The 22946-nt window shown below is 66.3% G+C and carries 27 protein-coding genes and 2 pseudogenes; 7 read left to right on the top strand and 22 right to left on the bottom strand.

The genetic code is table 11. The features are described from left to right. Positions 1-257 precede the first annotated feature (257 nt). The 9 genes and pseudogenes from CH273_RS28555 to CH273_RS26935 form a co-directional block, all read right to left on the bottom strand. A pseudogene (locus CH273_RS28555) lies at positions 258-869 on the bottom strand (TM2 domain-containing protein); the annotation flags it as partial. Between the two features lie 49 nt (positions 870-918). Further along, a complete protein-coding gene (locus CH273_RS28550; protein WP_235387202.1) occupies positions 919-1182 on the bottom strand; it encodes an NINE protein in 264 nt (87 codons plus the stop codon). Positions 1183-1321: 139 nt separating this feature from the next. Continuing rightward, a pseudogene (locus CH273_RS28545) lies at positions 1322-1615 on the bottom strand (hypothetical protein); the annotation flags it as partial. Positions 1616-1807: 192 nt separating this feature from the next. Beyond that, entirely contained in the window at positions 1808-2830 is a 1023-nt protein-coding gene (gene lgt, locus CH273_RS26960; RefSeq protein WP_032394327.1) for a prolipoprotein diacylglyceryl transferase, read from the bottom strand. After that, entirely contained in the window at positions 2827-3630 is an 804-nt protein-coding gene (trpA, locus tag CH273_RS26955; RefSeq protein ID WP_032394328.1) for a tryptophan synthase subunit alpha, read from the bottom strand. The genes lgt and trpA overlap by 4 nt, the downstream gene beginning before the upstream one ends. Continuing rightward, the gene (gene trpB, locus CH273_RS26950) at positions 3627-4898 is read right to left on the bottom strand and encodes a tryptophan synthase subunit beta (RefSeq protein WP_045199662.1); all 1272 of its coding nucleotides are present in this window, start codon (positions 4896-4898) and stop codon (positions 3627-3629) included. Before trpB ends, trpA begins: the two co-directional genes overlap by 4 nt. A 134-nt stretch (positions 4899-5032) precedes the next feature. Next, complete coding sequence (gene trpC / locus CH273_RS26945) at positions 5033-5842, bottom strand: indole-3-glycerol phosphate synthase TrpC (RefSeq protein WP_032394329.1); 810 nt, start codon at positions 5840-5842, stop codon at positions 5033-5035. Positions 5843-5921: 79 nt separating this feature from the next. Beyond that, the gene (locus CH273_RS26940) at positions 5922-6587 is read right to left on the bottom strand and encodes a TIGR02234 family membrane protein (protein WP_032394330.1); all 666 of its coding nucleotides are present in this window, start codon (positions 6585-6587) and stop codon (positions 5922-5924) included. Beyond that, positions 6584-8152: an anthranilate synthase component I gene (locus CH273_RS26935; RefSeq protein ID WP_032394331.1), complete on the bottom strand. Its 1569-nt coding sequence runs from the start codon at positions 8150-8152 to the stop codon at positions 6584-6586. Before CH273_RS26935 ends, CH273_RS26940 begins: the two co-directional genes overlap by 4 nt. Positions 8153-8208: 56 nt before the next feature. On the opposite strand from CH273_RS26935, the gene CH273_RS26930 reads away from it, so the two are divergent. Next, complete coding sequence (locus tag CH273_RS26930) at positions 8209-8670, top strand: peroxiredoxin (protein WP_032394332.1); 462 nt, start codon at positions 8209-8211, stop codon at positions 8668-8670. 183 nt (positions 8671-8853) lie between these two features. Next, positions 8854-9360: a MarR family winged helix-turn-helix transcriptional regulator gene (locus tag CH273_RS26925; RefSeq protein WP_032394333.1), complete on the top strand. Its 507-nt coding sequence runs from the start codon at positions 8854-8856 to the stop codon at positions 9358-9360. Here the strand turns inward: CH273_RS26925 and hisI are convergent. From hisI to CH273_RS26865, 12 genes are all read right to left on the bottom strand, one after another. Then, on the bottom strand, positions 9351-9704 hold the full coding sequence (gene hisI / locus CH273_RS26920) for a phosphoribosyl-AMP cyclohydrolase (RefSeq protein WP_032394334.1): 354 nt from the start codon (positions 9702-9704) through the stop codon (positions 9351-9353). The genes CH273_RS26925 and hisI overlap by 10 nt on opposite strands. A 15-nt stretch (positions 9705-9719) precedes the next feature. Next, positions 9720-10493 carry an imidazole glycerol phosphate synthase subunit HisF gene (hisF, locus tag CH273_RS26915; protein ID WP_032394335.1) on the bottom strand — a complete coding sequence of 258 codons (774 nt, stop codon included), beginning with the start codon at positions 10491-10493 and terminating at the stop codon, positions 9720-9722. After that, a complete protein-coding gene (locus tag CH273_RS26910) occupies positions 10490-11320 on the bottom strand; it encodes an inositol monophosphatase family protein (protein ID WP_032394336.1) in 831 nt (276 codons plus the stop codon). Before CH273_RS26910 ends, hisF begins: the two co-directional genes overlap by 4 nt. A gap of 7 nt (positions 11321-11327) precedes the next feature. Continuing rightward, positions 11328-12062, bottom strand: a complete 735-nt coding sequence (gene priA / locus CH273_RS26905; protein WP_032394337.1) for a bifunctional 1-(5-phosphoribosyl)-5-((5-phosphoribosylamino)methylideneamino)imidazole-4-carboxamide isomerase/phosphoribosylanthranilate isomerase PriA — start codon at positions 12060-12062, stop codon at positions 11328-11330. A 56-nt stretch (positions 12063-12118) separates the two neighbouring features. Then, positions 12119-12325 carry a hypothetical protein gene (locus CH273_RS26900; protein ID WP_032394338.1) on the bottom strand — a complete coding sequence of 69 codons (207 nt, stop codon included), beginning with the start codon at positions 12323-12325 and terminating at the stop codon, positions 12119-12121. Continuing rightward, positions 12322-12951, bottom strand: coding sequence for an imidazole glycerol phosphate synthase subunit HisH (gene hisH / locus CH273_RS26895; protein WP_032394339.1), 630 nt, complete (start codon positions 12949-12951; stop codon positions 12322-12324). Before hisH ends, CH273_RS26900 begins: the two co-directional genes overlap by 4 nt. After that, on the bottom strand, positions 12948-14066 hold the full coding sequence (locus CH273_RS26890) for an MFS transporter (RefSeq protein ID WP_032394683.1): 1119 nt from the start codon (positions 14064-14066) through the stop codon (positions 12948-12950). The genes hisH and CH273_RS26890 overlap by 4 nt, the downstream gene beginning before the upstream one ends. 61 nt (positions 14067-14127) lie before the next feature. Continuing rightward, a complete protein-coding gene (hisB, locus tag CH273_RS26885; protein ID WP_032394340.1) occupies positions 14128-14751 on the bottom strand; it encodes an imidazoleglycerol-phosphate dehydratase HisB in 624 nt (207 codons plus the stop codon). Continuing rightward, on the bottom strand, positions 14748-15878 hold the full coding sequence (locus tag CH273_RS26880; RefSeq protein ID WP_032394341.1) for a histidinol-phosphate transaminase: 1131 nt from the start codon (positions 15876-15878) through the stop codon (positions 14748-14750). Before CH273_RS26880 ends, hisB begins: the two co-directional genes overlap by 4 nt. Then, a complete protein-coding gene (gene hisD, locus CH273_RS26875) occupies positions 15875-17227 on the bottom strand; it encodes a histidinol dehydrogenase (RefSeq protein WP_032394342.1) in 1353 nt (450 codons plus the stop codon). The genes CH273_RS26880 and hisD overlap by 4 nt, the downstream gene beginning before the upstream one ends. A gap of 89 nt (positions 17228-17316) precedes the next feature. Then, entirely contained in the window at positions 17317-17835 is a 519-nt protein-coding gene (locus CH273_RS26870; protein WP_032394343.1) for a DinB family protein, read from the bottom strand. Between the two features lie 21 nt (positions 17836-17856). Then, a complete protein-coding gene (locus CH273_RS26865) occupies positions 17857-18324 on the bottom strand; it encodes an SRPBCC family protein (protein ID WP_032394344.1) in 468 nt (155 codons plus the stop codon). Positions 18325-18405: 81 nt separating this feature from the next. On the opposite strand from CH273_RS26865, the gene rhtB reads away from it, so the two are divergent. Genes rhtB through CH273_RS26855 form a run of 3 tightly spaced genes read left to right on the top strand, consistent with a single transcriptional unit; the run spans position 18406 to position 19570 of the window. Further along, positions 18406-19032 carry a homoserine/homoserine lactone efflux protein gene (gene rhtB, locus CH273_RS26860; protein WP_032394345.1) on the top strand — a complete coding sequence of 209 codons (627 nt, stop codon included), beginning with the start codon at positions 18406-18408 and terminating at the stop codon, positions 19030-19032. Between the two features lie 11 nt (positions 19033-19043). Continuing rightward, positions 19044-19190 carry a hypothetical protein gene (locus tag CH273_RS27900; protein ID WP_155290785.1) on the top strand — a complete coding sequence of 49 codons (147 nt, stop codon included), beginning with the start codon at positions 19044-19046 and terminating at the stop codon, positions 19188-19190. Further along, entirely contained in the window at positions 19187-19570 is a 384-nt protein-coding gene (locus CH273_RS26855; protein ID WP_032394346.1) for a YchJ family protein, read from the top strand. The genes CH273_RS27900 and CH273_RS26855 overlap by 4 nt, the downstream gene beginning before the upstream one ends. Here the strand turns inward: CH273_RS26855 and CH273_RS26850 are convergent. Beyond that, positions 19567-19983 carry a DUF5997 family protein gene (locus CH273_RS26850; RefSeq protein ID WP_032394347.1) on the bottom strand — a complete coding sequence of 139 codons (417 nt, stop codon included), beginning with the start codon at positions 19981-19983 and terminating at the stop codon, positions 19567-19569. The two genes, CH273_RS26855 and CH273_RS26850, sit on opposite strands and share 4 nt — an antisense overlap. A gap of 78 nt (positions 19984-20061) precedes the next feature. Between CH273_RS26850 and CH273_RS26845 the strand changes: the two genes are divergently transcribed. After that, a complete protein-coding gene (locus tag CH273_RS26845; RefSeq protein ID WP_032394348.1) occupies positions 20062-21045 on the top strand; it encodes a LysR family transcriptional regulator in 984 nt (327 codons plus the stop codon). Positions 21046-21124: 79 nt separating this feature from the next. Further along, complete coding sequence (locus CH273_RS26840; RefSeq protein WP_052049318.1) at positions 21125-22882, top strand: HNH endonuclease signature motif containing protein; 1758 nt, start codon at positions 21125-21127, stop codon at positions 22880-22882. Positions 22883-22946: the final 64 nt, after the last annotated feature.

Here is a 22946-nt window from a genome sequence, read left to right as displayed (position 1 = left end):
TCCACGTAGGCCGGTGGGGTGCGTGAAGAGCGGTGCAGTGTGTTCGACGCTGCACCGGAAGTCTCGGCAACCCCGCCGGCTGGTCGGCTCGAGTCGACCGAAACGGTCGGAAGAGCCGAATTGAACTGCCTGTCGGGAACTCACCGGGACAGCTCTGGCCCGCGAAAGAAACCGGGATCTCTCCCGGATGGCGAAATCGTAGCAGCTGTCATTCGCATCGATGCAATCGCGAATGCCGGCTGCGACGAACGTGATGGTCAGTCGCGCAACGGCCGACCGTGCTGATCACGGATGCTGCCGGTGAGCATCATGATGCCGTCGATCAACGGCCAGATTCCGCCGATGCCGCAGGTGAGCCACGTGACGGCGATCTGCGCCACCGCCATGCCCGGCTGGTTGAGATAGAAGCGCCCGGCTCCGAACGCGCCCAACAGAATGCCGAGCAGACCGGCCGTCAGCTTCTGCTTGTCGGAAAACGGCTCACCGGTGACCGGGTGCCGACCGTACGGAGCCATCGGGTCCATGTATCCGGGCCCGCCTGCGTACTGGGGACCACCGTACTGGGGAGCGCCGTATTGGGGACCACCGTATTGGGGAGCGCCGTACTGCCCGCCCTCATACGGCGGGGGCGGCGGCGCACCGTACTGACCGGAACCATCCGATGGTGGTGGGTAACCGGCACCGGGGGGAGGTCCGAACTGCCCCCGATCGTCGGCATCAGGAGTGCCATGGCTCGGAGCGCTGTAGTTCGGGTCGGGAGCCCCGTATACGGGACCCGAACCTGCCGGAGAGCCCTTCTCGAACGAGATGGTCGGCTCCGACGGAGTGGATCCGTCGCCCGGGGATCCGTCCGATGACGATGTACCCGATTCACTCACGTCGAACTCCCTTACTCCCGATGCACTACCAGCAAGGGCATCAGTCTCTCAGTTTTCGCCCCTGAGCATCCGTCACATTGCCCACCAGTATCAGGACGCCGTCGACCACGTGCCATACGAAGAGCCCCAGAAGCAGAATCACTCCGAGGCCGAACACCGCCGTGAGGAGAAATCCGAAGAAGAACAAGAGCAACTGCGCGACGCCGATCCCGATACTTCCGATGTAGAAGCGGCCGACTCCCAACCAACCGAGAAACAGCTGCAGCAATCCGCCGACGATCTTCGACTTGTCCGACAGCGGCACGCCGGTCACCGGATCGCGCCCGTACGGTGCATCCGGGCCGACGCCGAATGCGGATCCACCCGGATAGCCGACGGGTACGCCGTACCCCTGCTGGCCGTATCCCTGCTGTTGGTAGCCCTGCTGCGCGTAATTCGGCTGCGGGTAGCCCTGCTGTTGGTAACCCTGCTGCCCGTAATTCGGCTGCGGATAGCCCTGCTGCGGGTAACCCTGCTGCCCGTAATTCGGTTGCGGATAGCCCTGATGGCCGTGATTCTGCTGCTGGTAGCCCTGCTGACCGTAACTCTGCTGCTGGCCGTACCCCTGCTGCGGGTAGCCGGGGGGTGCCGGAAATCCACCGAGCGGGTTGTCGGTACTGCCGTCCGGGCTCGGTGCCGGGTAGCTCGGCGTGCTGGACCAACCGGGGCCGTTTCCGATACCCGAGTACGTGTCCCACCCCGGGCCCGTGGGACCGGTCGGACCGTGCGAGGGCGCGGACTCCGACGTCCCCGGCGGCTCCGAGAGCGACGCTTCGGCGGTGGCGTCGTAATCGAAAGGCGTACCGAACGACGCGGTCGGATTCGACCCGTTGTCGCTCGAATCGGCGGTGGAATCCGGTTCGGGGTCGGGCTGAGGGGTCTTGTCGAAATCAACCACGCGTACTGCCTTCTTCCTCGGCTTTCTTGTCGGACGCCGGACCGGGCTGCGCGTCGACGGTGCTTGCGTCCGTGGTGCTGTCGATCGATGCCGAACGCGAACCTTCTGCATCCGATGCGGTGTCCTCGGAAGAGGTCTCGCGATCCACGTCGTCGTTCGATTTCAGCGTCGCCGGATCTTCACGGCCCTTGGTGGCGATCACGAAGTACGCGAGCGCCAGAACGAAGATGATGGCGGAGGTGAAGGTGTTGATGCGTATACCGGCGATCGTCGTGGCGAAATCGTCGCGCATGAGTTCCACCCAGAACCGTCCGGCGCAGTATCCGGCCACGTACAGCGCGAACAGTCGACCGTGGCCGATCGTGTACTTGCGGTCGACGAGAACCAGAAGCACCACGACCGCGACGCTCCACAACAGCTCGTACAGGAACGTCGGGTGCACCACTTTTTCCACGAATCCGGTCGAGATCCCGTTGAGTGGATCGAGCCGTCCGTCGGAGTCGACCCGTTCGTAGATCTCCAGACCCCACGGCTGGGTGGTGGCGCGTCCGTACAGTTCCTGATTGAAGTAGTTGCCGATGCGGCCGATCGCCTGGGCCAGCAGAATCGGAGGACCGACTGCGTCACCGAACGCCGGCAGCGGAATCCCGCGTCGACGGCACGCGATCCAGGCACCGACGCCGCCCAGGAACACCGCTCCCCAGATTCCCAACCCGCCGTTCCAGACGTACAACGCTTCGACCGGGTTTCCGCCGGGGCCGAAATACGTCTTCCAGTCGGTTGCCACGTGGTAGAGGCGCCCGCCCAGCAGGCCGAACGGGACGGCCCAGACCGCGACGTCGAGGACCGTTCCCTTGGTTCCACCTCGGGCCACCCAGCGGCGATCACCCCACACGACGGCAACGACGATGCCGATGATGATGAACAGGGCGTAGGCCCGCAGAGCCAGCGGTCCGACGTGCCACACCCCCTGCGGCGGACTGGGAATGTAGGCCAGGATCGCGGTCGAAGTCACGACGCTACGTTAGCCGAACGGACACCCTCGGCAAGTTCCGTCGTCAGGTCGCGCACGGCGTCGAGTCCCTTGTCGACGGCACTGACCAATGCCGAACCGACGATCACGGCGTCGGCGTAGCGGGCGATCTCGGCGGCCTGGGCACCCGAGCGCACTCCCAGACCCACGCCGATGGGAATGTCGGAGTGTTGACGGATGCGTGCCGAAAGTGCGGGGGCCATCGAGGACACCGCGTCGCGGGCACCGGTGACGCCCATCGTCGAGGCCGCGTACACGAAGCCGCTACTGGCTTCGACGGTGCTGACCAGCCGCTCCTCGGTGGACGACGGGGCGACGAGGAAGATTCGGTCGAGTTCGTACCGGTTCGAGACCTCGATCCATTCCTGCGCCTCGTCGGGAATGAGATCCGGAGTGATGATCCCGAGCCCACCCGCACTCGCGAGGTCGCGCGCGAAGTTCTCGATGCCGTACTTGAGGACCAGGTTCCAGTAGGTCATGACCACCGCTCGGCCGCCCGCTGCCGCAACCTGCTCGGTGACGGCGAAGACGTCCTTGACTCGGGCCCCGGCTCGCAGCGCGACATCGGCCGCGGCCTGGATCGTGGGGCCGTCCATCACCGGATCGGAGTACGGGATGCCCACCTCGACGATGTCGCATCCGGCGTCGACCATCGTCTTGAACACCTCGACCGATCGCGGCACCGTCGGAAATCCTGCCGGGAGGTATCCGACGAGTGCTGCGCGCCCTTCGGCACGGCACTGCGCGAAGGTCCCCGAGAGGCGGGAGTCGTTGTTGCTCATGGCTTGATACCTGCTTCGTCGTCCACGTTCGCTTCGCCGTCTCCGTCGATCAGACCGAACCATTCGGCTGCGGTGTCGACGTCCTTGTCGCCGCGGCCGGAGAGGTTGACCAGGATGATCGCGTCCTTGCCCAACTCCTTGCCGAGGGTGAGCGCGCCTGCGATGGCGTGCGAGGACTCGATGGCCGGGATGATGCCTTCGGTGCGGCACAGCAGCTTGAAGGCGTTCATGGCTTCGGTATCGGTGATGCCGCGGTACTCGGCCCGACCGATGTCGTGCAGGTACGAGTGCTCGGGACCGACGCCCGGGTAGTCCAATCCCGCTGAGATGGAATGAGATTCGACGGTCTGACCGTCCTCGTCCTGCAGCAGGTAGGAGTACGCACCGTGCAGGGCTCCCGGAGTTCCACCACTGATCGTCGCAGCGTGGCGGCCGGTCTCGACACCGTCACCCGCCGCCTCGAAGCCGATCAGCCGAACATCGGCGTCGTCGATGAAGGCGTGGAAGATGCCGATTGCGTTGGAGCCACCGCCGACGCAGGCGGCGATGGCATCGGGCAACCGGCCCGTGGACGCGAGCACCTGCTGCCGCGCTTCGAGACCGATGATGCGCTGGAAATCGCGCACCATGACCGGGAAGGGGTGTGGCCCGGCGACGGTGCCGAAGCAGTAGTACGTGTTGTCCGCGTTCGTGACCCAGTCGCGCAGCGCCTCGTTGATAGCGTCCTTGAGGGTGCGCGATCCGGACTTCACGGCCACGACACTGGATCCGAGCAGACGCATCCGGGCGACGTTGAGGGCCTGCCGTTCGGTGTCGACCTCGCCCATGTACACGACACACTCGAGCCCGAGGAGCGCGCACGCCGTGGCGGTGGCCACTCCGTGCTGGCCCGCACCGGTCTCGGCGATGATCCGTGTCTTGCCCATACGCTTGGCCAGGAGCACCTGTCCGAGCACGTTGTTGATCTTGTGAGAACCGGTGTGGTTGAGGTCTTCTCGCTTGAGGAGAATCCGAGCGCCGCCTGCGTGCTCGGACAACCGCGTCGCCTCGAAGACCGGCGAGGGGCGACCGGTGTAATCGCGCTGCAGTCGGTCGAGTTCACCGAGGAACTCGTTGTCGCTGCGGACCTTCTCGTACTCGGCGGTGACTTCCTCGATCACGCCCATCAGTGCCTCGGGCACGAATCTGCCGCCGTAGACACCGAAATGGCCGCCCACATCGGGCTCGTGCGCGCTGCGATCGGTGAGGCCGATGCTGCTCTGCGGCAGATCAGCGCCCTTGAAACGGACTGCCTGCGGGGCGTCCGTGATGGAAGAAGAATTGCTGGTGCTCACCGGTCCAGTGTGCCCCAACGGCGGACCGCCGCCGCGTTCGGGTCGGGTGCCGGGTCAGCGGTGCAGGGTCAGCGTGCGGGCTTGGGGCACGACGGATGCGTGCCCGCCGTCACCAGGTCCGAGACGGCCGTACGCGGATCTCCTGCAGTGACCAAGCCCTCGCCGACGAGTACCGCGTCGGCACCTGCACCGGCGTAGGCGAGCAGATCCGCCGTGCCACGCACTCCGGACTCCGCGATACGAATGACCTCGCTGGGCAACCCGGGAGCGATACGGCCGAAGCTGTCACGATCGATCTCGAGCGTCTTCAGATTGCGGGCGTTGATGCCGATCACGCTGGCACCGGCCTCGAGGGCGCGGTCCGCCTCGGCCTCGGTGTGCACCTCGACCAGCGCCGTCATGCCCAGCGACTCGGTGCGGTCGAGCAAGGACGCCAACGCATCCTGCTCCAGCGCCGCGACGATCAGCAGGATGACGTCGGCACCGTGGGCCCGAGCCTCGTGGATCTGATAGGGGCCGACGATGAAGTCCTTGCGCAGCACGGGAATCGACACCGCGGCACGCACGGCATCGAGGTCTGCCAGAGACCCGTGGAAGCGACGTTCCTCGGTGAGAACGCTGATGATGCGCGCGCCGCCCTGCTCGTACGCGCGGGCCAGAACGGCCGGATCACCGATGTCGGCCAACGCCCCCTTGGACGGGCTCGCTCGTTTCACCTCGGCGATGACGCCGATGCCGTCCTCACGGAGGGCAGCTGCCGCGTCGAGGGGGGCCGGTGCTGCCTTCGCTGCTGCTTTCACGGCGGCGAAATCGACCACCGATTCACGCGCGGCCACGTCGGCTCGCACACCGTCGAGAATCGAGTCGAGAACAGTCATGGTGCCCCCAGTCCTTTCTGAGCGTCGACGTCCGATGTGAGGAATCTCATCGGGGTCGGATCTAGCGTAGAGGGCCGATTCAATCCGACGAACGCCGGGTACCGGACTCGTCGGTAGGGTCTTCGCCGGCGTCGAGCGCGTCCCACATCATGCGTTCGGTGAGGTCCTCGCCCTCGTCCTGCACACCGGCACCGGAGGCACTGCTGCGCGCACGACGAGCGATCTCGTCACGACGCACCGCCGGGGCGTCGTACTTGGACGAGAGTACCTGCGTGGCAAACGTTTTCCGAATCGACACCACAGCCGCAGCGAAGGCGCAGAGTGCACCGACGAGGGTGACGATCGCGGGCAGAACCGACACGTCCGTCATCGACACCTGGGCGCGGGCCGGAAGCTCCGCCAGCGCCGCGGACTCCGAATCGGACGCCCCGGCAGTGAGCAATCGAACTGCCGGAATCGCGGCCGCCACGGCCACCACGGCGATCAGCAGGGCCAGCACCCGCGATGCCCACCCCCGCACGGCGAACGACGCGGCGATCGCCGCCACCAACACCAGTGCCAGCGGCGTCGTGGCAGCGGCCCAGGTGCTGCCGAGCAGGTCGTCGGTTCGGCTCTCCCCCAGCCCGTCGAACGACGTCACCCGAACCCACGTCATCCTCGACGCGCCCCACAGGCACACGGCAGCAACGACCAGAAGGGCGACGGGCAGAGCGGCCGACCCGCGGCGATCGGATCGCTCGGTCACCGGCCGCCGACCTCACGGAGCGACTCCGCAGCGGCGACGGCTCCCAGCACCGCCATCGCCTTGTTCCGCGCCTCGTCGTCCTCGTACTCCGCAACCGAGTCGGCCACGACGCCAGCCCCGGCCTGAACGTAGGCGGTGCCGTCCTTGATCAGTGCGGTGCGAATCGAGATCGCCGTGTCGGCGTCTCCCGCGAAATCGAGGTAGCCGACGATGCCGCCGTAGATGCCGCGTCGGGTCGGCTCCAGTTCGTCGATCAGTTCCATCGCGCGCACCTTCGGTGCCCCGGACAGGGTGCCTGCCGGGAAGCAGGCCTTGACCGCGTCGAGGGCACGCTTGCCCTCGGCCAACCGTCCGGTGACCGTCGACACCAGGTGCATGACGTGGCTGTATCGCTCGATGTGGCGGTAGTCGCTCACTCGCACGGTGCCGGGAGCGCAGACTCGCCCGAGATCGTTGCGGCCCAGATCGACGAGCATCAGGTGCTCGGCGTTCTCCTTCTCGTCGGCCAGCAGATCCTTCTCGAGCAGCACGTCCTCCTCCTCGGAATTGCCTCGCCACCGCGTGCCCGCGATCGGATGCGTGGTGGCGAGACCGTCGACCACCGTCACCAATGCCTCGGGGCTCGATCCGACGATGGAGAAGGCCGTCTCGTCGTTCTCCCCCGGTACGTGCATCAGGTACATGTACGGACTCGGATTCGAGGCCCGCAGCATCCGGTAGACGTCCAACGGTGACGCATCGGTGTCCATCTCGAAACGTTGGGAGAGAACCACCTGGAACGCCTCACCTGCTTCGATCTCCTCCACCAGGCGAGCGACGTCGGCACCGAAGCCCTCGGACGTGCGCTGCCTGCGGAACTGCGGCTTCGGCCTGGACACGGTGGAGACGGTGGAGGCGGCGGGCTTCGACAGGTCTGCGCACATACGGTCCAATCTGCGCACCGCGTCGTCGTACGCCTCGTCCACATGCTCGTCGGTGCCGTTCCAGTTGACCGCGTTCGCGATCAAGGTGATCGCGCCCTCGTGATGGTCGACGGCCGCGAGATCGGTGGCGAGCAGCATGACCAACTCCGGAACACCGAGATCGTCCTGCGCATGCTCGGGCAGCTTCTCGATGCGCCGCACCGAGTCGTATCCGAGGTACCCGACCATGCCGCCGGTCAACGGAGGCAGACCTGGCAGCCGCTCCGAGTGCAACAGCTCCAAAGTCCGCGCCAGCACTTCGAGAGGATCTCCGCCGCTCGGCACCCCTGCAGGAACGTTGCCGCGCCATGCGGCCTCACCGTCGATGACGGTGAGCGACGCCGGAGAGCCTGCACCGATGAACGACCACCTGGACCACGAACTGCCGTTCTGTGCGGACTCGAGCAGGAAGGTTCCGGGTCGGTCGGCACCGAGCTTGCGGTACGCCGACAGCGGGGTCTCGGAGTCGGCGAGCACTTTTCGCGTCACCGGCACCACGCGGTGCTCGGCGGCGAGATGCCGGAACACCTCACGCGAGGTCGTCGAGTCCGAGTTCTCGGTGTCGGGAGTGGGGCTGGGGTCGGTGGTCGTCTCGCCGTGCATGCCACCATCCTCCCAGGTTCGGCACGAGCGTCGGCGCTCGCGGTAACCTGCCGAGCATGAAACCAGGCGAGCTCGTTCCCGATTTTTCCCTGCCGGACCAGACCGGAGAGACCCGAACGCTGACCGAATTGCTGGCGGACGGTCCGGTGGTGCTGTTCTTCTACCCCGCTGCCTTCACCCCCGGCTGCACCGCCGAGGCGTGCCATTTCCGGGACCTGGCGTCCGAGTTCGCCGAGGTCGGTGCCACCCGGGTCGGCATCAGCGCCGATGCGGTCGCGAAGCAGGCAGAGTTCGCCGCCGCCAAGTCCTTCGACTACCCGCTGCTGTCCGACGAGGACGGCACCGTCGCCACCGCGTTCGGCGTCAAGCGTGGTCTGCTGGCCAAGCTCTCCCCGGTCAAGCGTGCGACGTTCGTCATCGGCACCGACAGGAAGGTCCTCGAGACCTTCTCGAGCGAGGTCCGGTTCGAGGCCCACGCGGACAAGGCTCTCGAGTACCTGCGGGCACATCGCACCTAGAGCACTGTCCGACGCGATGCCTCGGGTGGGGGAACCTCGAGGCATCATGTGCAGACCACAACTATCTGGGCAGGAGTGGAGCCTGCAGGAACGACCCACGGATAGGAGTGGAGCCTGCGGGAACGACCGAGAGAGATCATCGGAGCCTGCAGCAACGACCGAGAGATCGAGAGGTTCCCTGGGATGAACACGTCGGCGACACCGCAACACACGGTGGATCCCCGTTGGCTCACCGAGAGTCAACAGGAGGCCTGGCGGTCGCTCGTCGCCCTGGTCACTCGACTTCCAGCAGCGTTGGATGCTCAGCTGCAGCGCGATTCGCAGCTGACCCACTTCGACTACTTCGTCCTCGCGACGGTCAGCGAGAATCCGCAGCGACGGATCCAGCTCCGCGACCTCGCCGAGTACGCGAACGCGTCGCTCTCGCGCCTCTCGCACGTGGTGACCAAGCTCGAGAAGGCCGGTTGGGTGCGGCGCGAGTCGATCCCGGGTAGCCGCGGGTCCTATGCGGTGCTGACCGACGCAGGCATGGCGAAGGTCGTGGAATCGGCACCGGGGCACGTCGGCACGGTGCAGTCACTGGTGTTCGAGGGGCTCTCGGACGCGGAGGTCGAGCAGCTCGCGACCCTGAGCTCGACTCTGCTGACGCAGTTGGACAAGGGAATCGCGGCCGGAACCGGTCACGCCTGAGGGTCGGGGCCCAACAGGACGTCGGCATCGAAGCAGGTGTGCGTGCCGGTGTGGCACGCCGCGCCGACCTGGTCGACGACCAGGAGCACGGTGTCACCGTCGCAGTCGAGTCGAACCTCGTGCACGTACTGCGTGTGGCCCGACGTCTCACCCTTGACCCAGTACTGCTGCCTGGACCTGGAATAGTAAGTGCCCTTGCGGGTTTCGAGGGTTCGTGCCAGCGCCTCGTCGTCCATCCAGGCCACCATGAGTACCTGACCGGTCGACCGTTCCTGCACGACGGCGCTGAACAGTCCGGCCTCGTTGCGCTTGAGCCGCGCGGACAGACTCGGGTCGAGTGTCATCGGAAATCCTCTTCGCTATCGGACGACGATGCGTTCGGCACGCATCGCATCCTTGACCTGGCCGATGGTGAGATCACCGAAATGGAACACGCTCGCGGCGAGAACCGCGTCCGCGCCGGCGTGCACTGCCGGCGAAAAGTGTTCCACGGCGCCTGCTCCGCCACTGGCGATCACCGGCACGTGCACCGCGCTCCGGACGGCGGCGATCATCGGCAGATCGAATCCGGCTTTGGTTCCGTCGGCGTCCATCGAATTGAGCAGGATCTCACCGACGCCCAATTCCGCTCCCCGTACTGCCCATTCGACGGCATCGATGCCGGTGCCGCGTTTGCCGCCGTGGGTGGTGACCTCCCAGCCCGACGGGGTGTCCTGCTGACCGTCGGGAACGGTTCGTGCATCGACCGAGAGCACGATGCACTGCGAACCGAATCGTTCGCTCAGTTCACGCAGCAGTTCCGGTCGCGCGATCGCTGCGGTGTTGACACTGACCTTGTCCGCCCCGGCTCGCAGCAGTCGATCCACGTCGGCGACGGTGCGCACTCCCCCGCCGACGGTGAGCGGGATGAACACCTGCTCGGCGGTGCGGCTCACGACGTCGAGCATCGTGCCTCGGTCCGACGTCGACGCGGTGACGTCGAGGAAGGTCAGCTCGTCGGCCCCCTGCGCGTCGTAGGCGGCCGCGAGCTCGACGGGATCGCCTGCGTCGCGGAGGTTCTCGAAGTTCACTCCCTTGACGACGCGTCCGGCGTCGACGTCGAGGCACGGGATCACTCTGACCGCGACGCTCATCGCACCGGTCCTTCCAGGTAGTCGACTGGATCACCGAGTTCGGTGATCACCTTCAGCAATTCTTCGTGCACTCCCGGTCCGGCTGCGAGCACCGACGCCGAGTCGACCGTCCAGGGTTCGCCCGCGAGGTCGGTGACGATTCCGCCTGCCGCGCGTACCAGCAGTGCGCCGGCTGCGTTGTCCCAGGCCCGGTGCCCGAAGACCACCGCGCCGCCGAGAACTCCGCTGGCGGTGTAGGCGAGATCGACTCCGGTGGCACCGTGCATCCGCAGTCGCGAGGAATGCATCGACAGCTCTTCGAGGATGCGGAATCGGAACCGACCCGGCAGCGAACCGCGGCTGGCCACATTGAACGCACCGAACCCGATCATGGACTCGCGTAATGCTTTCGGCTGCAGCGCCGGAAGTGCGGCACCGTTGAGCAACAGGGGGCCGCCTGCCACAGCGGCGAAACGCTGGTCCACCAACGGCAGCCACGTGAGCCCGAGGATCGGCTCGCCATCGTCGAGCAACGCCAACAACGTTCCGGCCGACGGCAATCCCGACGAATAGTTGAAGGTGCCGTCGATCGGGTCCAGCACCCAGACGAGTCCCGAGTTCAGATCCGGTCCCCCGAACTCCTCACCGTGAACAGCGATTCCGGTGGCTTCGTGCAATTCCGCACCGAGCCGCCGCTCGAGCTCCAGATCCACTGCGGTGGCGAAGTCGTCGGGGCCCTTCTGCACTGCACTCGGTGCGCCGACGCCGGCGACGAACCGATCGTGGATGCCGTCGAGCAGACCTCCGGCGATCTCGAGCAGACGAGTCGGTTCCTCGGGAAGGGTCATTCCTGCGTTACCGAGACACCGCAGCGAGAGCGTCCGGAAGCGTGAAACGTCCGGCGTACAGAGCCTTTCCGACGATGGAACCTTCGACACCGCGGTCGACCAGTCCGGCGATCGCTTCCAGGTCGGCAATCGTGGACACGCCGCCCGATGCGATGACCGGCTTGTCGGTCTTGGCGCACACGTCGGCGAGCAGTTCGAGGTTGGGCCCGGTCAACGTGCCGTCCTTGGTGACGTCGGTGACGACGTAGCGCGAGCACCCGTCGCGCTCGAGCCGCTCCAGAACCTCCCACAGATCGCCGCCGTCGCTCACCCAGCCGCGGCCGCGCAACCGCGGTGCGCCGTCGACGATCAGCACGTCCAGACCGACGGCGACGCGATCACCGAACTCGCCGATCGCGCGGGAGCACCACTGCGGATCCTCGAGCGCTGCGGTGCCGAGATTGACTCGCGCACAACCGGTCGCCAGCGCCGCGCGCAGCGACTCGTCGTCCCGAATTCCGCCGGACAGCTCCACCTGGACGTCGAGCTCGCCGACGACCGACGCCAGCAGCTCGCGGTTGGATCCGCGCCCGAACGCAGCGTCGAGATCCACCAGATGGACCCACTCGGCACCGTCGTTCTGCCACGCGAGGGCCGCGTCACGGGGCGACCCGTACTTCGTTTCGCTTCCGGCTTCTCCTTGAACGAGACGGACAGCTTCGCCGCCTGCGACATCGACAGCAGGCAATAAGACCAGGCTCACGTGCGGTTATGCTACGGGCCGAGCGTCCGTGAACTCAAAACGGGTCGCCTGTGGTCCTACCGGAGTTCCTTGCGCGTCATGCGCGTGGACACCACACCCATCGCCGCGATCGCGCCGACCACACCGGCCAATGCGATGACCAAGCCCACCCCGGCACTCGGCTGCAGCACAGCGATCAATGCCGTCGCGATGGCCAGCACCGCCACAGCGGCACCGAGTGCGCGAACCGCCAAGCGCCCGAGTGAGAACTCGCGGTCGCTCACACCGATCGGACCCAGTTCTCGAGCAGCGCGGCCCCGGCGTCGCCGGACTTCTCCGGGTGGAACTGGGTGGCCGAGAGAGCGCCGTTCTCGACCGCGGCGAGGAACCGGCCGCCGTGATCGGCCCAGGTGAGCAACGGGGCGGCGATGGTGTCGCTGGGTTCGAGCTCCCACTGCTGTGCGGCGTAGGAGTGCACGAAGTAGAACCGGGTCTGGGGATCGATGCCGTCGAACAGCACGCTCTTCTCCGGTGCCTCGACGGTGTTCCATCCCATGTGGGGCAGCACCTCGGCCTGCAAGCGCTCGACCGTTCCCGGCCACTCCCCGCACCCGTCGGCCTCGACCCCGAACTCGACCCCGCGGTCGAAGAGGATCTGCATTCCGACACAGATGCCGAGGACGGGGCGTCCGCCCGCCAGGCGTCGCCCGATGATGCGCTCGCCTTTCACCGCCAGCAGCCCTTCCATGCAGGCGGCGAATGCACCGACACCGGGAACGACCAGCGCTTCTGCATTCAGTGCCTCGTCGAAGTCCGAGGTCACGGTCACATCGGCACCGACTCGGGCGAGAGCCCGCTTCGCCGAGTGCAGATTGCCCGAGCCGTAATCGAGCAACACCACAGAAGTCATGCGGGAAGTCTATCGGGGCGTGGTCTCGCGACGAGCGCCACCGCCGCGACTGCGACCACCGCCGTTGCTGCTGCGGTGAATCCCGCGGTGTAACCCACACTCGTCGCCAGGACACCGAGGGCGAGTGCGCCCGCCCCGGTACCCGCGTCGAAACTGATGTTCCAGACTGCGCTCGCGCTGCTGTATCGGGCCGGACCGGCTGCGTCGAACGCCATCACGAGACTGTCGTTCTGGCACGCGCCGTACCCGATTCCGAACAGGATGGCTGCGACGAAGAACAGCGCAGCGGGCATGCCGCCGAGCGCGGCGATCGCGAACAGAGCGATACCGATTGCCGCCGACACCAACGCCGGAAACACCGAGCGTCCGATCCCGATGCGGTCGGCCACCGACCCCGCGGCGTAACGCCCGACGAGCATCGAGGCACTGACGACGGCCAGTGCTAGTCCGATCATCGCGGCTCGGTTCGATTCGGCGATCGGCAACAGACTGGTGATTCCCCCGTAGGCCGCGGACACCGAGGCCACCACGAGACAGGGCACCAGGAATCGGCGCTTGTCGAGGCGAACTCGCTCGATTCTGGGCGGCTGCGGGGCGGGTCGGGTGGGCGGCAGGAGCGCGACGCCGATCAGGCCTGCGGCGGGCACGAGAGCACCGAGTACGAACACGGCCGTCGGACTCGCCGCGAAAATCACCAGACCCAGTGGCAACGTGACCATCTGAGCCAGAGCGACGGCGATCCCCTGCGCACCCGTGGCCCGGCCGAGCAGCGCTGTCGGAGCGAGCTCGGCGACGATGGCCGCGCCGGCAACCGTCAACATTCCGAAACCGGTGCCCCGCAGCGCGGACACCGCCAGCGCCGGTACGGCATCGACGGAGACGATGAACAGCAGGGCGGGCAACCCGAGAAGCAGACACCCGGCGGCCAGAACCGCGCGGTGGCCGACTCGCATCAACATGCTCGGCACGAACAGCTGAGTGATCACCGTCGTGGCCATGAAGATCGCGGTGCTGGCCGCTGCCACCGCGTCCGATGATCCGGACTGGGACACCGCGAGGGGAACCACCGGGAGCAGTAATCCCCAGCCGCCGAACGATGCCGCGCCCATCGCCATCGCGGCCGGAAGACCACGGACGGAGCTCAGGCCGTTCAACGCACGAGCGCCGATCGACCGGTCACAGACTTCCCTTGGTGGACAGCACACCGGTCACGCGAGGGTCGTACTCGGTGGCCTGGCGCAATGCCCGAGCCACGGCCTTGAACTCGGCCTCGGTGATGTGATGCTGATCCCGGCCGTAGATCACCCGCACGTGCAGCGCGATCCGAGCGTTCGACGCCAGCGTCTCGAACACGTGCTTGTTGATCACCGTGGAGTACGGAACGCCCGGGTAGCCGCCGATGACGGAGTGCACCATGTAATCGGGCTCACCGGTATGCACGCAGTACGGACGACCGGACACGTCGACCGCCGCATGCACCAGTGTTTCGTCCATCGGGATGAACGAATCGCCGAACCGAGTGATGCCGGCCTTGTCACCGAGGGCCTGGCCGAGAGCCTGGCCGAGCACGATCGCGGTGTCCTCGACGGTGTGGTGCGCCTCGATCTCGATGTCGCCCTTCGCTCGCACGGTCAGGTCGAACCGAGCGTGGGTTCCGAGCGCGGTGAGCATGTGGTCGTAGAACGGCACACCTGTGGAGATGTCGACGATGCCGGTGCCGTCGAGGTTCAGCTCCACCGAGATGTCGGATTCCTTGGTGGTGCGCTCGATCTTGGCGATGCGGGGTGCGGGTGTGGTCACTTCGATGCCTCTGCTGTTTCGGTCGATGCGAGTGCTGCGCTGACGGTGAGGAATCGGTCGTTCTCGTGCGCCAATCCGATGGTGACGCGCAGATAGCCGGGAATTCCGACGTCCCGGATGAGCACGCCGTCGTCCAGGTACCGCTGCCAGGTCGCGGCCGCATCGGCGAACCGGCCGAAGAGCAGGAAGTTGGCGTCGGACGGCACCACCTCGTAACCCTGGTCTCCCAGAGCCGCTGCCACCCGATCTCGTTCGGCGGAGAGCTCGGCCACGCTCCCGAGAGTGTCCGAGGCGTGCCGCAACGCCGCTCGTGCAGCCGCCTGCGTGACGACCGAGAGGTGATAGGGCAAGCGCACCAACAACATTGCGTCGACGACGGCCGGGGCAGCCACCAGATATCCCAACCGACCACCGGCGAACGCGAACGCCTTGCTCATGGTTCGGCTGACCACGATCTTGCCGGGGTAGCTCTCGATCAACCCGATGGCACTGGGAGCGGAGGAGAATTCCGCGTAGGCCTCGTCGACCACCACGATTCCCGGTGCGGCATCGAGGATTCGGCGTAGATCCGCCTCGTCGATGCTGTGGCCCGTCGGATTGTTGGGGCTGGTGACGAACACGACGTCGGGCCTGCGTTCTTCGATCGCACCGACGGCGTAGTCGACGTCCAGAGAGAAATCTGCCCGACGCTTGGCCGGAATCCATTCGGTCTGCGTCCCGGAGGAGATGATCGGGTGCATCGAGTACGACGGCACGAATCCGAGCGCGGTGCGATCCGGTCCCCCGAAGGCCTGCAGCAACTGCTGCAGAATCTCGTTGGAGCCGTTGGCCGCCCACACGTTGGCGGTGTCGACGGCGAAGCCGGTCTGCTCGGTGAGGTATCGAGCCAGGTCGGCCCGCAGCGATTCGGCATCGCGATCGGGGTAGCGATGCAGCTGCCCGGCGGCGAGCCGAACGGAGTCGGCTACATCGTCGATCAATGCCTGCGTCGGCGGGTGCGGATTTTCGTTGGTGTTCAACTGAACCGGCACGGTGAGCTGCGGCGCGCCGTAGGGTGATTTGCCGATCAGCGCCTCGCGCAGCGGGAGGTCGTTCAGCGAGATCGACTGTCCCAAAGCATCACTCATGACGCATCACCGGTACGCAACCCTTCGAACCGCAGCCGCACCGCCTCGCCGTGGGCCGGTAGATCCTCGGCGTTGGCGAGCGCAATGACATGCGCCGCGACGTCTTTCAGGGCGGCTTCGCTGTAGTCGACCACGTGGATACCGCGAAGGAACGTCTGCACACTCAGGCCGGACGAGTGGCGCGCGCATCCTGCCGTCGGCAGTACGTGATTGGAACCGGCGCAGTAGTCGCCGAGGCTCACCGGCGACCACGCTCCGACGAACACGGCACCGGCGCTGCGCACCCGGGCTGCGACGTCGGATGCGTCCTTCGTCTGGATCTCGAGGTGCTCGGCGGCGTAGGCGTTGACCACGGCCAATCCCTGCGTGACGTCGTCGACCAGCACGATGCCGGACTGACTGCCGTTCAGCGCGGTGGCCACCCGCTCGGCATGCCGCGTCGATACCATCTGCGCGTTGACGGACTGGTCCACGGCATCGGCCAGTTCGATACTGTCGGTGACCAACACGCTGGCCGCCATCACGTCGTGTTCGGCCTGGCTGATGAGGTCAGCTGCCACGTGAACGGGGTCCGCGGTGGCGTCGGCGAGGATCGCGATCTCGGTCGGTCCTGCCTCGGAGTCGATTCCGACGAGCGAGCGGCACAGTCGTTTGGCGGCGGTGACGTAGATGTTGCCGGGGCCGGTGATGAGATCGACCGGTGCCAACTCGTCGCCGTCGGTGTCGACGCCGCCGTAGGTGAGCAGCGCAACACCCTGGCCGCCGCCGACCGCCCAGACCTCGTCGACGCCGAGCAGCTGGGCCGCGGCCAAGATCGTCGGGTGCGGCAGTCCGCCGAAGTTCTTCTGCGGCGGTGACGCCACCACCAGAGATCCGACGCCTGCGATCTGCGCGGGCACCACGTTCATCACGACCGACGACGGATACACGGCGTTACCGCCGGGCACGTACAACCCGACGCGATCGACCGGGATCCAGCGTTCGGTCACCGTGCCGCCGGGCACCACCTGTGAGGTGTGGTCGGTTCGGCGCTGATCGGAGTGCACCAGACGGGTTCGTTCGATGGCGACCTCGAGGGCGGCTCGAACATCCGGATCGAGCTCGGCGAGGGCCTTGACCAGTTCTTCCTGCGGGACGCGAACGCGATCCGGCCGGACGCCGTCGAACTTCTCACTGAACTCGAGCGCAGCCTCGGTGCCGCGTTCTCGGACGGCGTCGACGACAGGGCGAACCTGATGCAGCACCGAATCGACATCCACTCCGCCTCGGGGAAGTGCGCCGCGTAGTTCGGCGGTGGATGGAGTTCGTCCGCGTAGATCGACGCGGGCGAGCTCGATGCGGGCAGGCATAGTGGGCCCCTTCGTGAAGTCGGTTCGGTGCCGGGGTTCGGTCGAAACAGTGTGGTTCGAACACCCAGGATAGTTCCACCGAATTCGGCTCAGCCCCGCACGTCCCACAGATGATGGATGGGGTCGTGAATGTAGTAGGCGGCCAGTGACTCGACCGAGAAGATCGATCCATCACTTCGTCGACCGGTCCGCTGCCGGTTCTCCGGCGGAACGGCAGCGAAATCGTCCGCGAGGGCGCGCGCAGCGTCACCGAGTTCGGATGCCACCTTCGCTGGGTCCTGTGCATTGTAGTTCTCGGCCAGCGCCGTTTCGTCCTGGTCCCAGTTGGCGAACTCGGGATCGTCTTCGGCCAACACCAACGCCAGCCGGGTGCGGAAGATGCGGTGCGCGTCACGTACGTGCGCGGCGTACTCGAGTGCGGACCACGTCGAGTCGTCGGGGCGCAGTGCTGCGTCGTCGCGCTGCAGCACCGCCTCCCAACGCTCGACGTCGGCGCGGATGAGGTCCGGGATGTCGTCGTACACGACGGCGCTCGAGTCGAACCCGCAGTCCGGGCACGCTCGCTCGAGTACCCAGGTCCAGTTCTTGGTATCGGGATCGATCGGCATGCCGGTCAGAATAGATTCGGGTCAGGCGTAGCGAGCAGCGAGGTTGTGCAGCGTGCTCGTGATGCCCTGCGCGTTCTTCTGCGGCATCTTGAACAGCTCGAGCATTTTCGGGACCTTGGCGGTGCCGTACTTGAAGCTCTCGGTGACCGTGGTCAGGCCCGGCTGCTTCTCCTCGAACTCCCAGCGCCAGCTGTGCCCCATCGGATGCTGCCACTCGACGACCTTGTGCCGATCGGCGTCGACGAACTCGGTGACGGTGCTGGTGATCTTGTAGGGCACGCCGTACTGCTTCATGCCGACGGAGAATTTCGCACCGGTGCTGAGTCGATCGGGGCCGCGCACAGTGTCCTTGACGGTGCCGGATCCGTCGAGCTCGCCGTGCCGCTTCGGATCGGCCACCATGTCGAACAGTTCGGACGCCGGTGCCCGCACCTCGGTCTGACGGGTGACGTGCTGCGGGCCTGTGTCAATGGTTCTGATGTCTGCCATGTCCGCGGTCTACCCCACAGCGCCCGGTTCGACACACCTACCGGGCCGAATCGGAGTTGACGGCCGTAGTTCAATGAACCCATGTCCTGGTCAGTGTGGCTCGCCTTTCTCGGCGCGAGCATCGTCATCAGTCTCTCCCCTGGCGCCGGTGCCATCGCGTCGATGTCCACCGGGCTCCGCTACGGCCTGCGCCGCGGATACTGGAACATCTTCGGGCTGCAGATCGGTCTGCTGATTCAGATCGGCGTCGTCGCCGTCGGACTGGGAGCCGTTCTGGCGAGCTCGACGCTGGCCTTCTCCGTCATCAAATGGTTCGGCGTCGCATACCTGGTCTACCTCGGAGTTCGACAGTGGCGGGCAGCCCCGACCGAGGTCGCCGACGCCCCGGCAGTAGCCGACCGTGGCACGACGATGCTCGCCCGAGGCTTCCTCGTCAACGCCAGCAACCCGAAAGCCGTCGTTTTCATGGTCGCGGTGCTCCCCCAGTTCCTCGATCCGACACGGCCTCTCGTCGTCCAGTACCTGCTGATCGCCGCCACGATGGTCGCGGTCGACATGCTCGTGATGACGGGGTACACCTCGCTGGCGTCGCGGGTGTTGCGCTTGATGAAATCCCAGCGTCAACAGAAGACGATGAATCGCACGTTCGCCGGGCTGTTCTTTGCCGCCGCAACGTTTCTGGCGACCGTCCGGCGGGTGACTCCGTGAGGAAATATCGCGTGATCATGAAGAATGCCCTCGGCGGCGACCCGATTCCACTGGGACTGTTCGACACACTTCTGGAGGCCAACACCTGGATCCAGGACGTCGGCAAACGGGACGAGCACGAACTGGGCACCTATTCCGTCGAAGTTGTCGACGAGTGAGCGGACGGTGTCCGTGTTCGAGTGGTGACACGTTCGATGCCTGTTGCGAGCCGTATCTGCGCGGGGATGCGAGCGCGCCGACGGCGGAGAAGCTGATGCGATCGCGATTCACCGCGTTCGCCGTCGGCGATGTGGCCTATCTTCGCGCATCGTGGCATCCCAACACCGCACCGGCCGAGCTGGAATTGGACCCCGACCAGCGGTGGTATCGACTCGACATTCTCGCGACCGACGCCGGTGGCATGTTCGACGACGCGGGAACGGTCGAGTTCCGCGCTCGGTACAAGCATCCCGACGGGGCGGGCTCGATGAGTGAGGTCAGCCGATTCGCCCGCATCGACGGCCGGTGGCTCTACCTCGACGGGATCGTCTCGCGTTAGAGGTTGCGCAGCTTGGTCGGTCGGTTGCCCGAGGTGCGACGCGCTTCCTGCTTTTCCTTGATGCGTTCGGCATCCTTGCGCACCTGAATCTGGGTGCGACGCTCGCGAACGAGCCACTGGGGCGGGCTGGCGACGAGTTCGTCGATTGCCTCGGTGGTCAGCGCTTCGGTGACACCGCCGCGGGCCAGCCCCGCGATGGACACGCCGAGCTTCTTGGCGATGACGTCGCGGGGGAAGGGTCCGTTGGTCTGCAGGTCGGTCAACCACTGCGGCGGATCGCTGCGCAGTGCGTCCAGGTCGGACCGGCTGATCATCGAGTTCTGGAATTCTTCGGGTGCTGCGGGAAGGTAGATGCCGAGCTTGTTCGCCGCGGTCAATGGCTTCATGGTCTGCTGTTTGTTCTCCGGGCTCACCGGACCAGCTTATCCGGCCGTCGGCGCTCTCGACGCCACCGTCCCTCACTGCCCTCCTCGTCCCATAGGCTCGACATCGTGAACATCGATGTGCAGACACTGCGCTGGTACGCGGCGGTGGCGCAGCAACTGCATTTCGCGCGCGCTGCTCGGTCGCTCGGAATCTCGCGGATCCGCTTGAGCAAGACGATCGTGGAACTCGAAGAACAGCTCGGCGTCGACCTGTTCGTGCCCGGGGCATCCCCCACCGAGCTCACCGCCGAAGGCCGCGATCTGCTCGAGCGGGCGCTGGTGGAGATCGCCGAGGACGATCGGCTCTCGGAACTCGCGCAGGTCGCTGCGGCAGAGCCGACGACCTTCACCATCGGATACGCCGAAGGCGTGACGCTGACGAAGTGGACACGCATCTGGGCGGATCGGTTCCCCGACGTCACGCTGTCCGTGGTGGCGACGACGCCGCAGACACAGGTGTCGGCCCTGCGCGACGGAACGGTCGATGTGAGCTTCGTTCGTCCGCCGATCGATCGCGATGGGCTCAACGCGATCGGTCTGTACCAGGAAGTGCAGGTGGTGGTGGTCCCGAAAGACCACGCGGTCGCCGCATTCGATTCGGTCACCGCGACCGATCTCGCCGACGAGCATCTGCTCGCCGAACCAGCGACCGTGCCCGAATGGGCAGCGGTGGCAACCGAACTCGTTTCCGGGAATCGACCGGGACTGCCGCCGATGAATTCCGTTGCCGAGACGTTCGAGTACGTGGCCGCCGGGCTCGGGGTGGCGATCGTGCCGCACTCGGTCGCCCGATTCAACGCCCGCAAGGACCTCGTCTACCGCCCGGTGACCGATGTCGAGCAGTCACAGATTGCACTGGCCTGGGTCGCCGAACGCGAGGACGACCGCATCGAGGAATTCATCGGTATCGTCCGCGGCCGCTCGACCCGCAGTTCACGCGGACCGTCGGACGAGGCACCGGTCAAGAAGAAGAAAGCGCACCCCTCCAAACCCGCTCGCCCCGTTGCCAAGACGAAGACGAGCGCTCGACGCAGCGGGAAGCGTCGCTGACGTCTGCATCTCGCTCCGCCCCGAATCCATGAGAACGCGTGTTCGAAAGCGTGTCGGTGGGTGGCGATAGATTCTGTTCATGCTTTCGGGGGACGGCGGATCAGGGGTGGACGGCATCGAGACGGTGCCGCCCGCCCCCGAGGTGCCCGATCCCGAACTGTCTGCGCTGGTCGTCCGGATCGAGTCCGCGGTCGCGGAGTTGGCCGGGCAGGCGTCGGTGTCGTGGTCGAACGCCGACCGGCGCGCGGTGATCCAACGGATGGAGATGCTGACCAGATCCCTGACCGCGTACTCGTACACCTGGCTCAACGAGCTGATCTCTCAGCACGGCCTCGATGTGTATCCGGGATCGGTGCCGTCGTCGGTGGCGTGGATGCTGAGGATCACCCCGCGAGCAGCCGGAGCACGGGTGCGTCTGGCTGCGGAATTGGGTGACCGCACCGCCTTCTCCGGTGAAGTGCTGCCGCCGTTGCTGCCGCACACTGCTGCTGCGTTGCGGGCGGGGTTACTCGATGCCAAGCATGTGCAGATGATCCGCGAGTTCTTCCGCCATCTGCCCCGGGATGTCGATCCGCAGACCCGCGATCTCGCCGAACAGCAATTGGTGACAGAGGCGAAGAAGTTCCGGCCCGACGACTTCGCGCCGGTCGTCGCGCATTTGGACTCGATTCTCCACCCCGACGGCGACCACGACGACGACGGAAAGCCGAGGCCACGGAAGCGGCGGGATGCGTTCTTCTACCTCGGCGAGCAGGGTGCCGACGGTATGTCGGAAGGAAAGTTCTGCGTCGACCCCGAACTACGCGCCTACCTCGAAGCCTTGTTCTCCAAAGCCGCGAAACCGGGCATGTACAACCCCGCCGACGGTAACCCGATCGTCGACGACGAGACCGACAGCTCTTCCGGCGGCAAGAACAGCACGAACCTCGGGGCTGCGAGCGACGGTACGCGTCCCGATCCTGCAGCAGCCGAACCGGATTCGCCCACACCGGGTGGCGTCTGCGATACCGACACCCCACCGCTACCGGAGCCCGAAGACGGGTGGTCAGGAAATGCGGGACTGTGGGACGGCGGTTCATTCGACGACGGCGACGATCCCTGCGACGGTGACGGCCGGTGCGGTGACGGCCTCGACTGTGGTTGCTGCACAGGGCACGACGACACCACAGAACCAGAGGACACTGCTGAGCCCGACGACACAGTCGATGCCGATACCGACGGCGACGAAGCGCTGGGTAAGGCTGCAGCACGCGACGCTGCCGCCGCGCGGGATATCCGCACCCAACGCGAACGCCAGCACGACGCCCTCAAACTCGCGCTCCGGCACACCCTGGCCTCCGGGACACTCGGCACCCACCGCGGCCTTCCCGTCACCGCCATCGTCACCATGACCCTCAAAGACCTCGAAGCCGGCTGCGGCTACGCCATGACCGCCACCGGATCACGGGTGTCGATCCGCGATGCGATCCGCATGGCCTCGCACGCCCACCACTACCTGACGATCTTCGACGACCACGGCCGAGCCCTGTACCTCGGCCGCTCCAAACGCATCGCCTCCGCCGACCAACGCATCGTGCTCATCGCCCGCGACCGCGGCTGCAGCTTCCCCTCCTGCACCCGCCCTGCAACCTGGTGCCAAGCCCACCACGTCACCGACTGGAACACCGGCGGCAACACGGACATCGACGGATTGACCTTCGGCTGCGACATGCACCACGCACTCGTCGGCACCGGCCCCGGCAAGTGGGCCACCACCAAACCGGAGCAGGACACCGGTACCCGGGCCGCACCCTCTGGCACCCACCCGCCGGAATGGACCCCACACGCCGAGGCCTGATCAACCACGCCCACCACCCAGAAGAAGTCCTCTACCCACCCGACAACCACAACCACAACCACAA

The sequence above is a fragment of the Rhodococcus sp. 05-339-2 genome, assembly GCF_002258965.1.
Classification (GTDB): Bacteria; Actinomycetota; Actinomycetes; order Mycobacteriales; family Mycobacteriaceae; genus Rhodococcoides.
Note: the sequence above shows the minus strand (reverse complement) of the source record. Positions and strands in the feature narration are given on the sequence as shown.

Bases quoted from the DNA above. Each gene is read 5' to 3' on its own strand.
- trpA (WP_032394328.1), bottom strand. From the start codon at position 3,630: ATGAGCAACAACGACTCCCGCCTCTCGGGGACCTTCGCGCAGTGCCGT.
- trpC (WP_032394329.1), bottom strand. From the start codon at position 5,842: ATGACTGTTCTCGACTCGATTCTCGACGGTGTGCGAGCCGACGTGGCC.
- CH273_RS26935 (WP_032394331.1), bottom strand. From the start codon at position 8,152: ATGCACGGCGAGACGACCACCGACCCCAGCCCCACTCCCGACACCGAG.
- CH273_RS26930 (WP_032394332.1), top strand. From the start codon at position 8,209: ATGAAACCAGGCGAGCTCGTTCCCGATTTTTCCCTGCCGGACCAGACC.
- CH273_RS26925 (WP_032394333.1), top strand. From the start codon at position 8,854: ATGAACACGTCGGCGACACCGCAACACACGGTGGATCCCCGTTGGCTC.
- hisI (WP_032394334.1), bottom strand. From the start codon at position 9,704: ATGACACTCGACCCGAGTCTGTCCGCGCGGCTCAAGCGCAACGAGGCC.
- hisF (WP_032394335.1), bottom strand. From the start codon at position 10,493: ATGAGCGTCGCGGTCAGAGTGATCCCGTGCCTCGACGTCGACGCCGGA.
- CH273_RS26910 (WP_032394336.1), bottom strand. From the start codon at position 11,320: ATGACCCTTCCCGAGGAACCGACTCGTCTGCTCGAGATCGCCGGAGGT.
- hisH (WP_032394339.1), bottom strand. From the start codon at position 12,951: ATGACTTCTGTGGTGTTGCTCGATTACGGCTCGGGCAATCTGCACTCG.
- CH273_RS26890 (WP_032394683.1), bottom strand. From the start codon at position 14,066: ATGGCGATGGGCGCGGCATCGTTCGGCGGCTGGGGATTACTGCTCCCG.
- CH273_RS26880 (WP_032394341.1), bottom strand. From the start codon at position 15,878: ATGAGTGATGCTTTGGGACAGTCGATCTCGCTGAACGACCTCCCGCTG.
- hisD (WP_032394342.1), bottom strand. From the start codon at position 17,227: ATGCCTGCCCGCATCGAGCTCGCCCGCGTCGATCTACGCGGACGAACT.
- CH273_RS26870 (WP_032394343.1), bottom strand. From the start codon at position 17,835: ATGCCGATCGATCCCGATACCAAGAACTGGACCTGGGTACTCGAGCGA.
- CH273_RS26865 (WP_032394344.1), bottom strand. From the start codon at position 18,324: ATGGCAGACATCAGAACCATTGACACAGGCCCGCAGCACGTCACCCGT.
- rhtB (WP_032394345.1), top strand. From the start codon at position 18,406: ATGTCCTGGTCAGTGTGGCTCGCCTTTCTCGGCGCGAGCATCGTCATC.
- CH273_RS26840 (WP_052049318.1), top strand. From the start codon at position 21,125: ATGCTTTCGGGGGACGGCGGATCAGGGGTGGACGGCATCGAGACGGTG.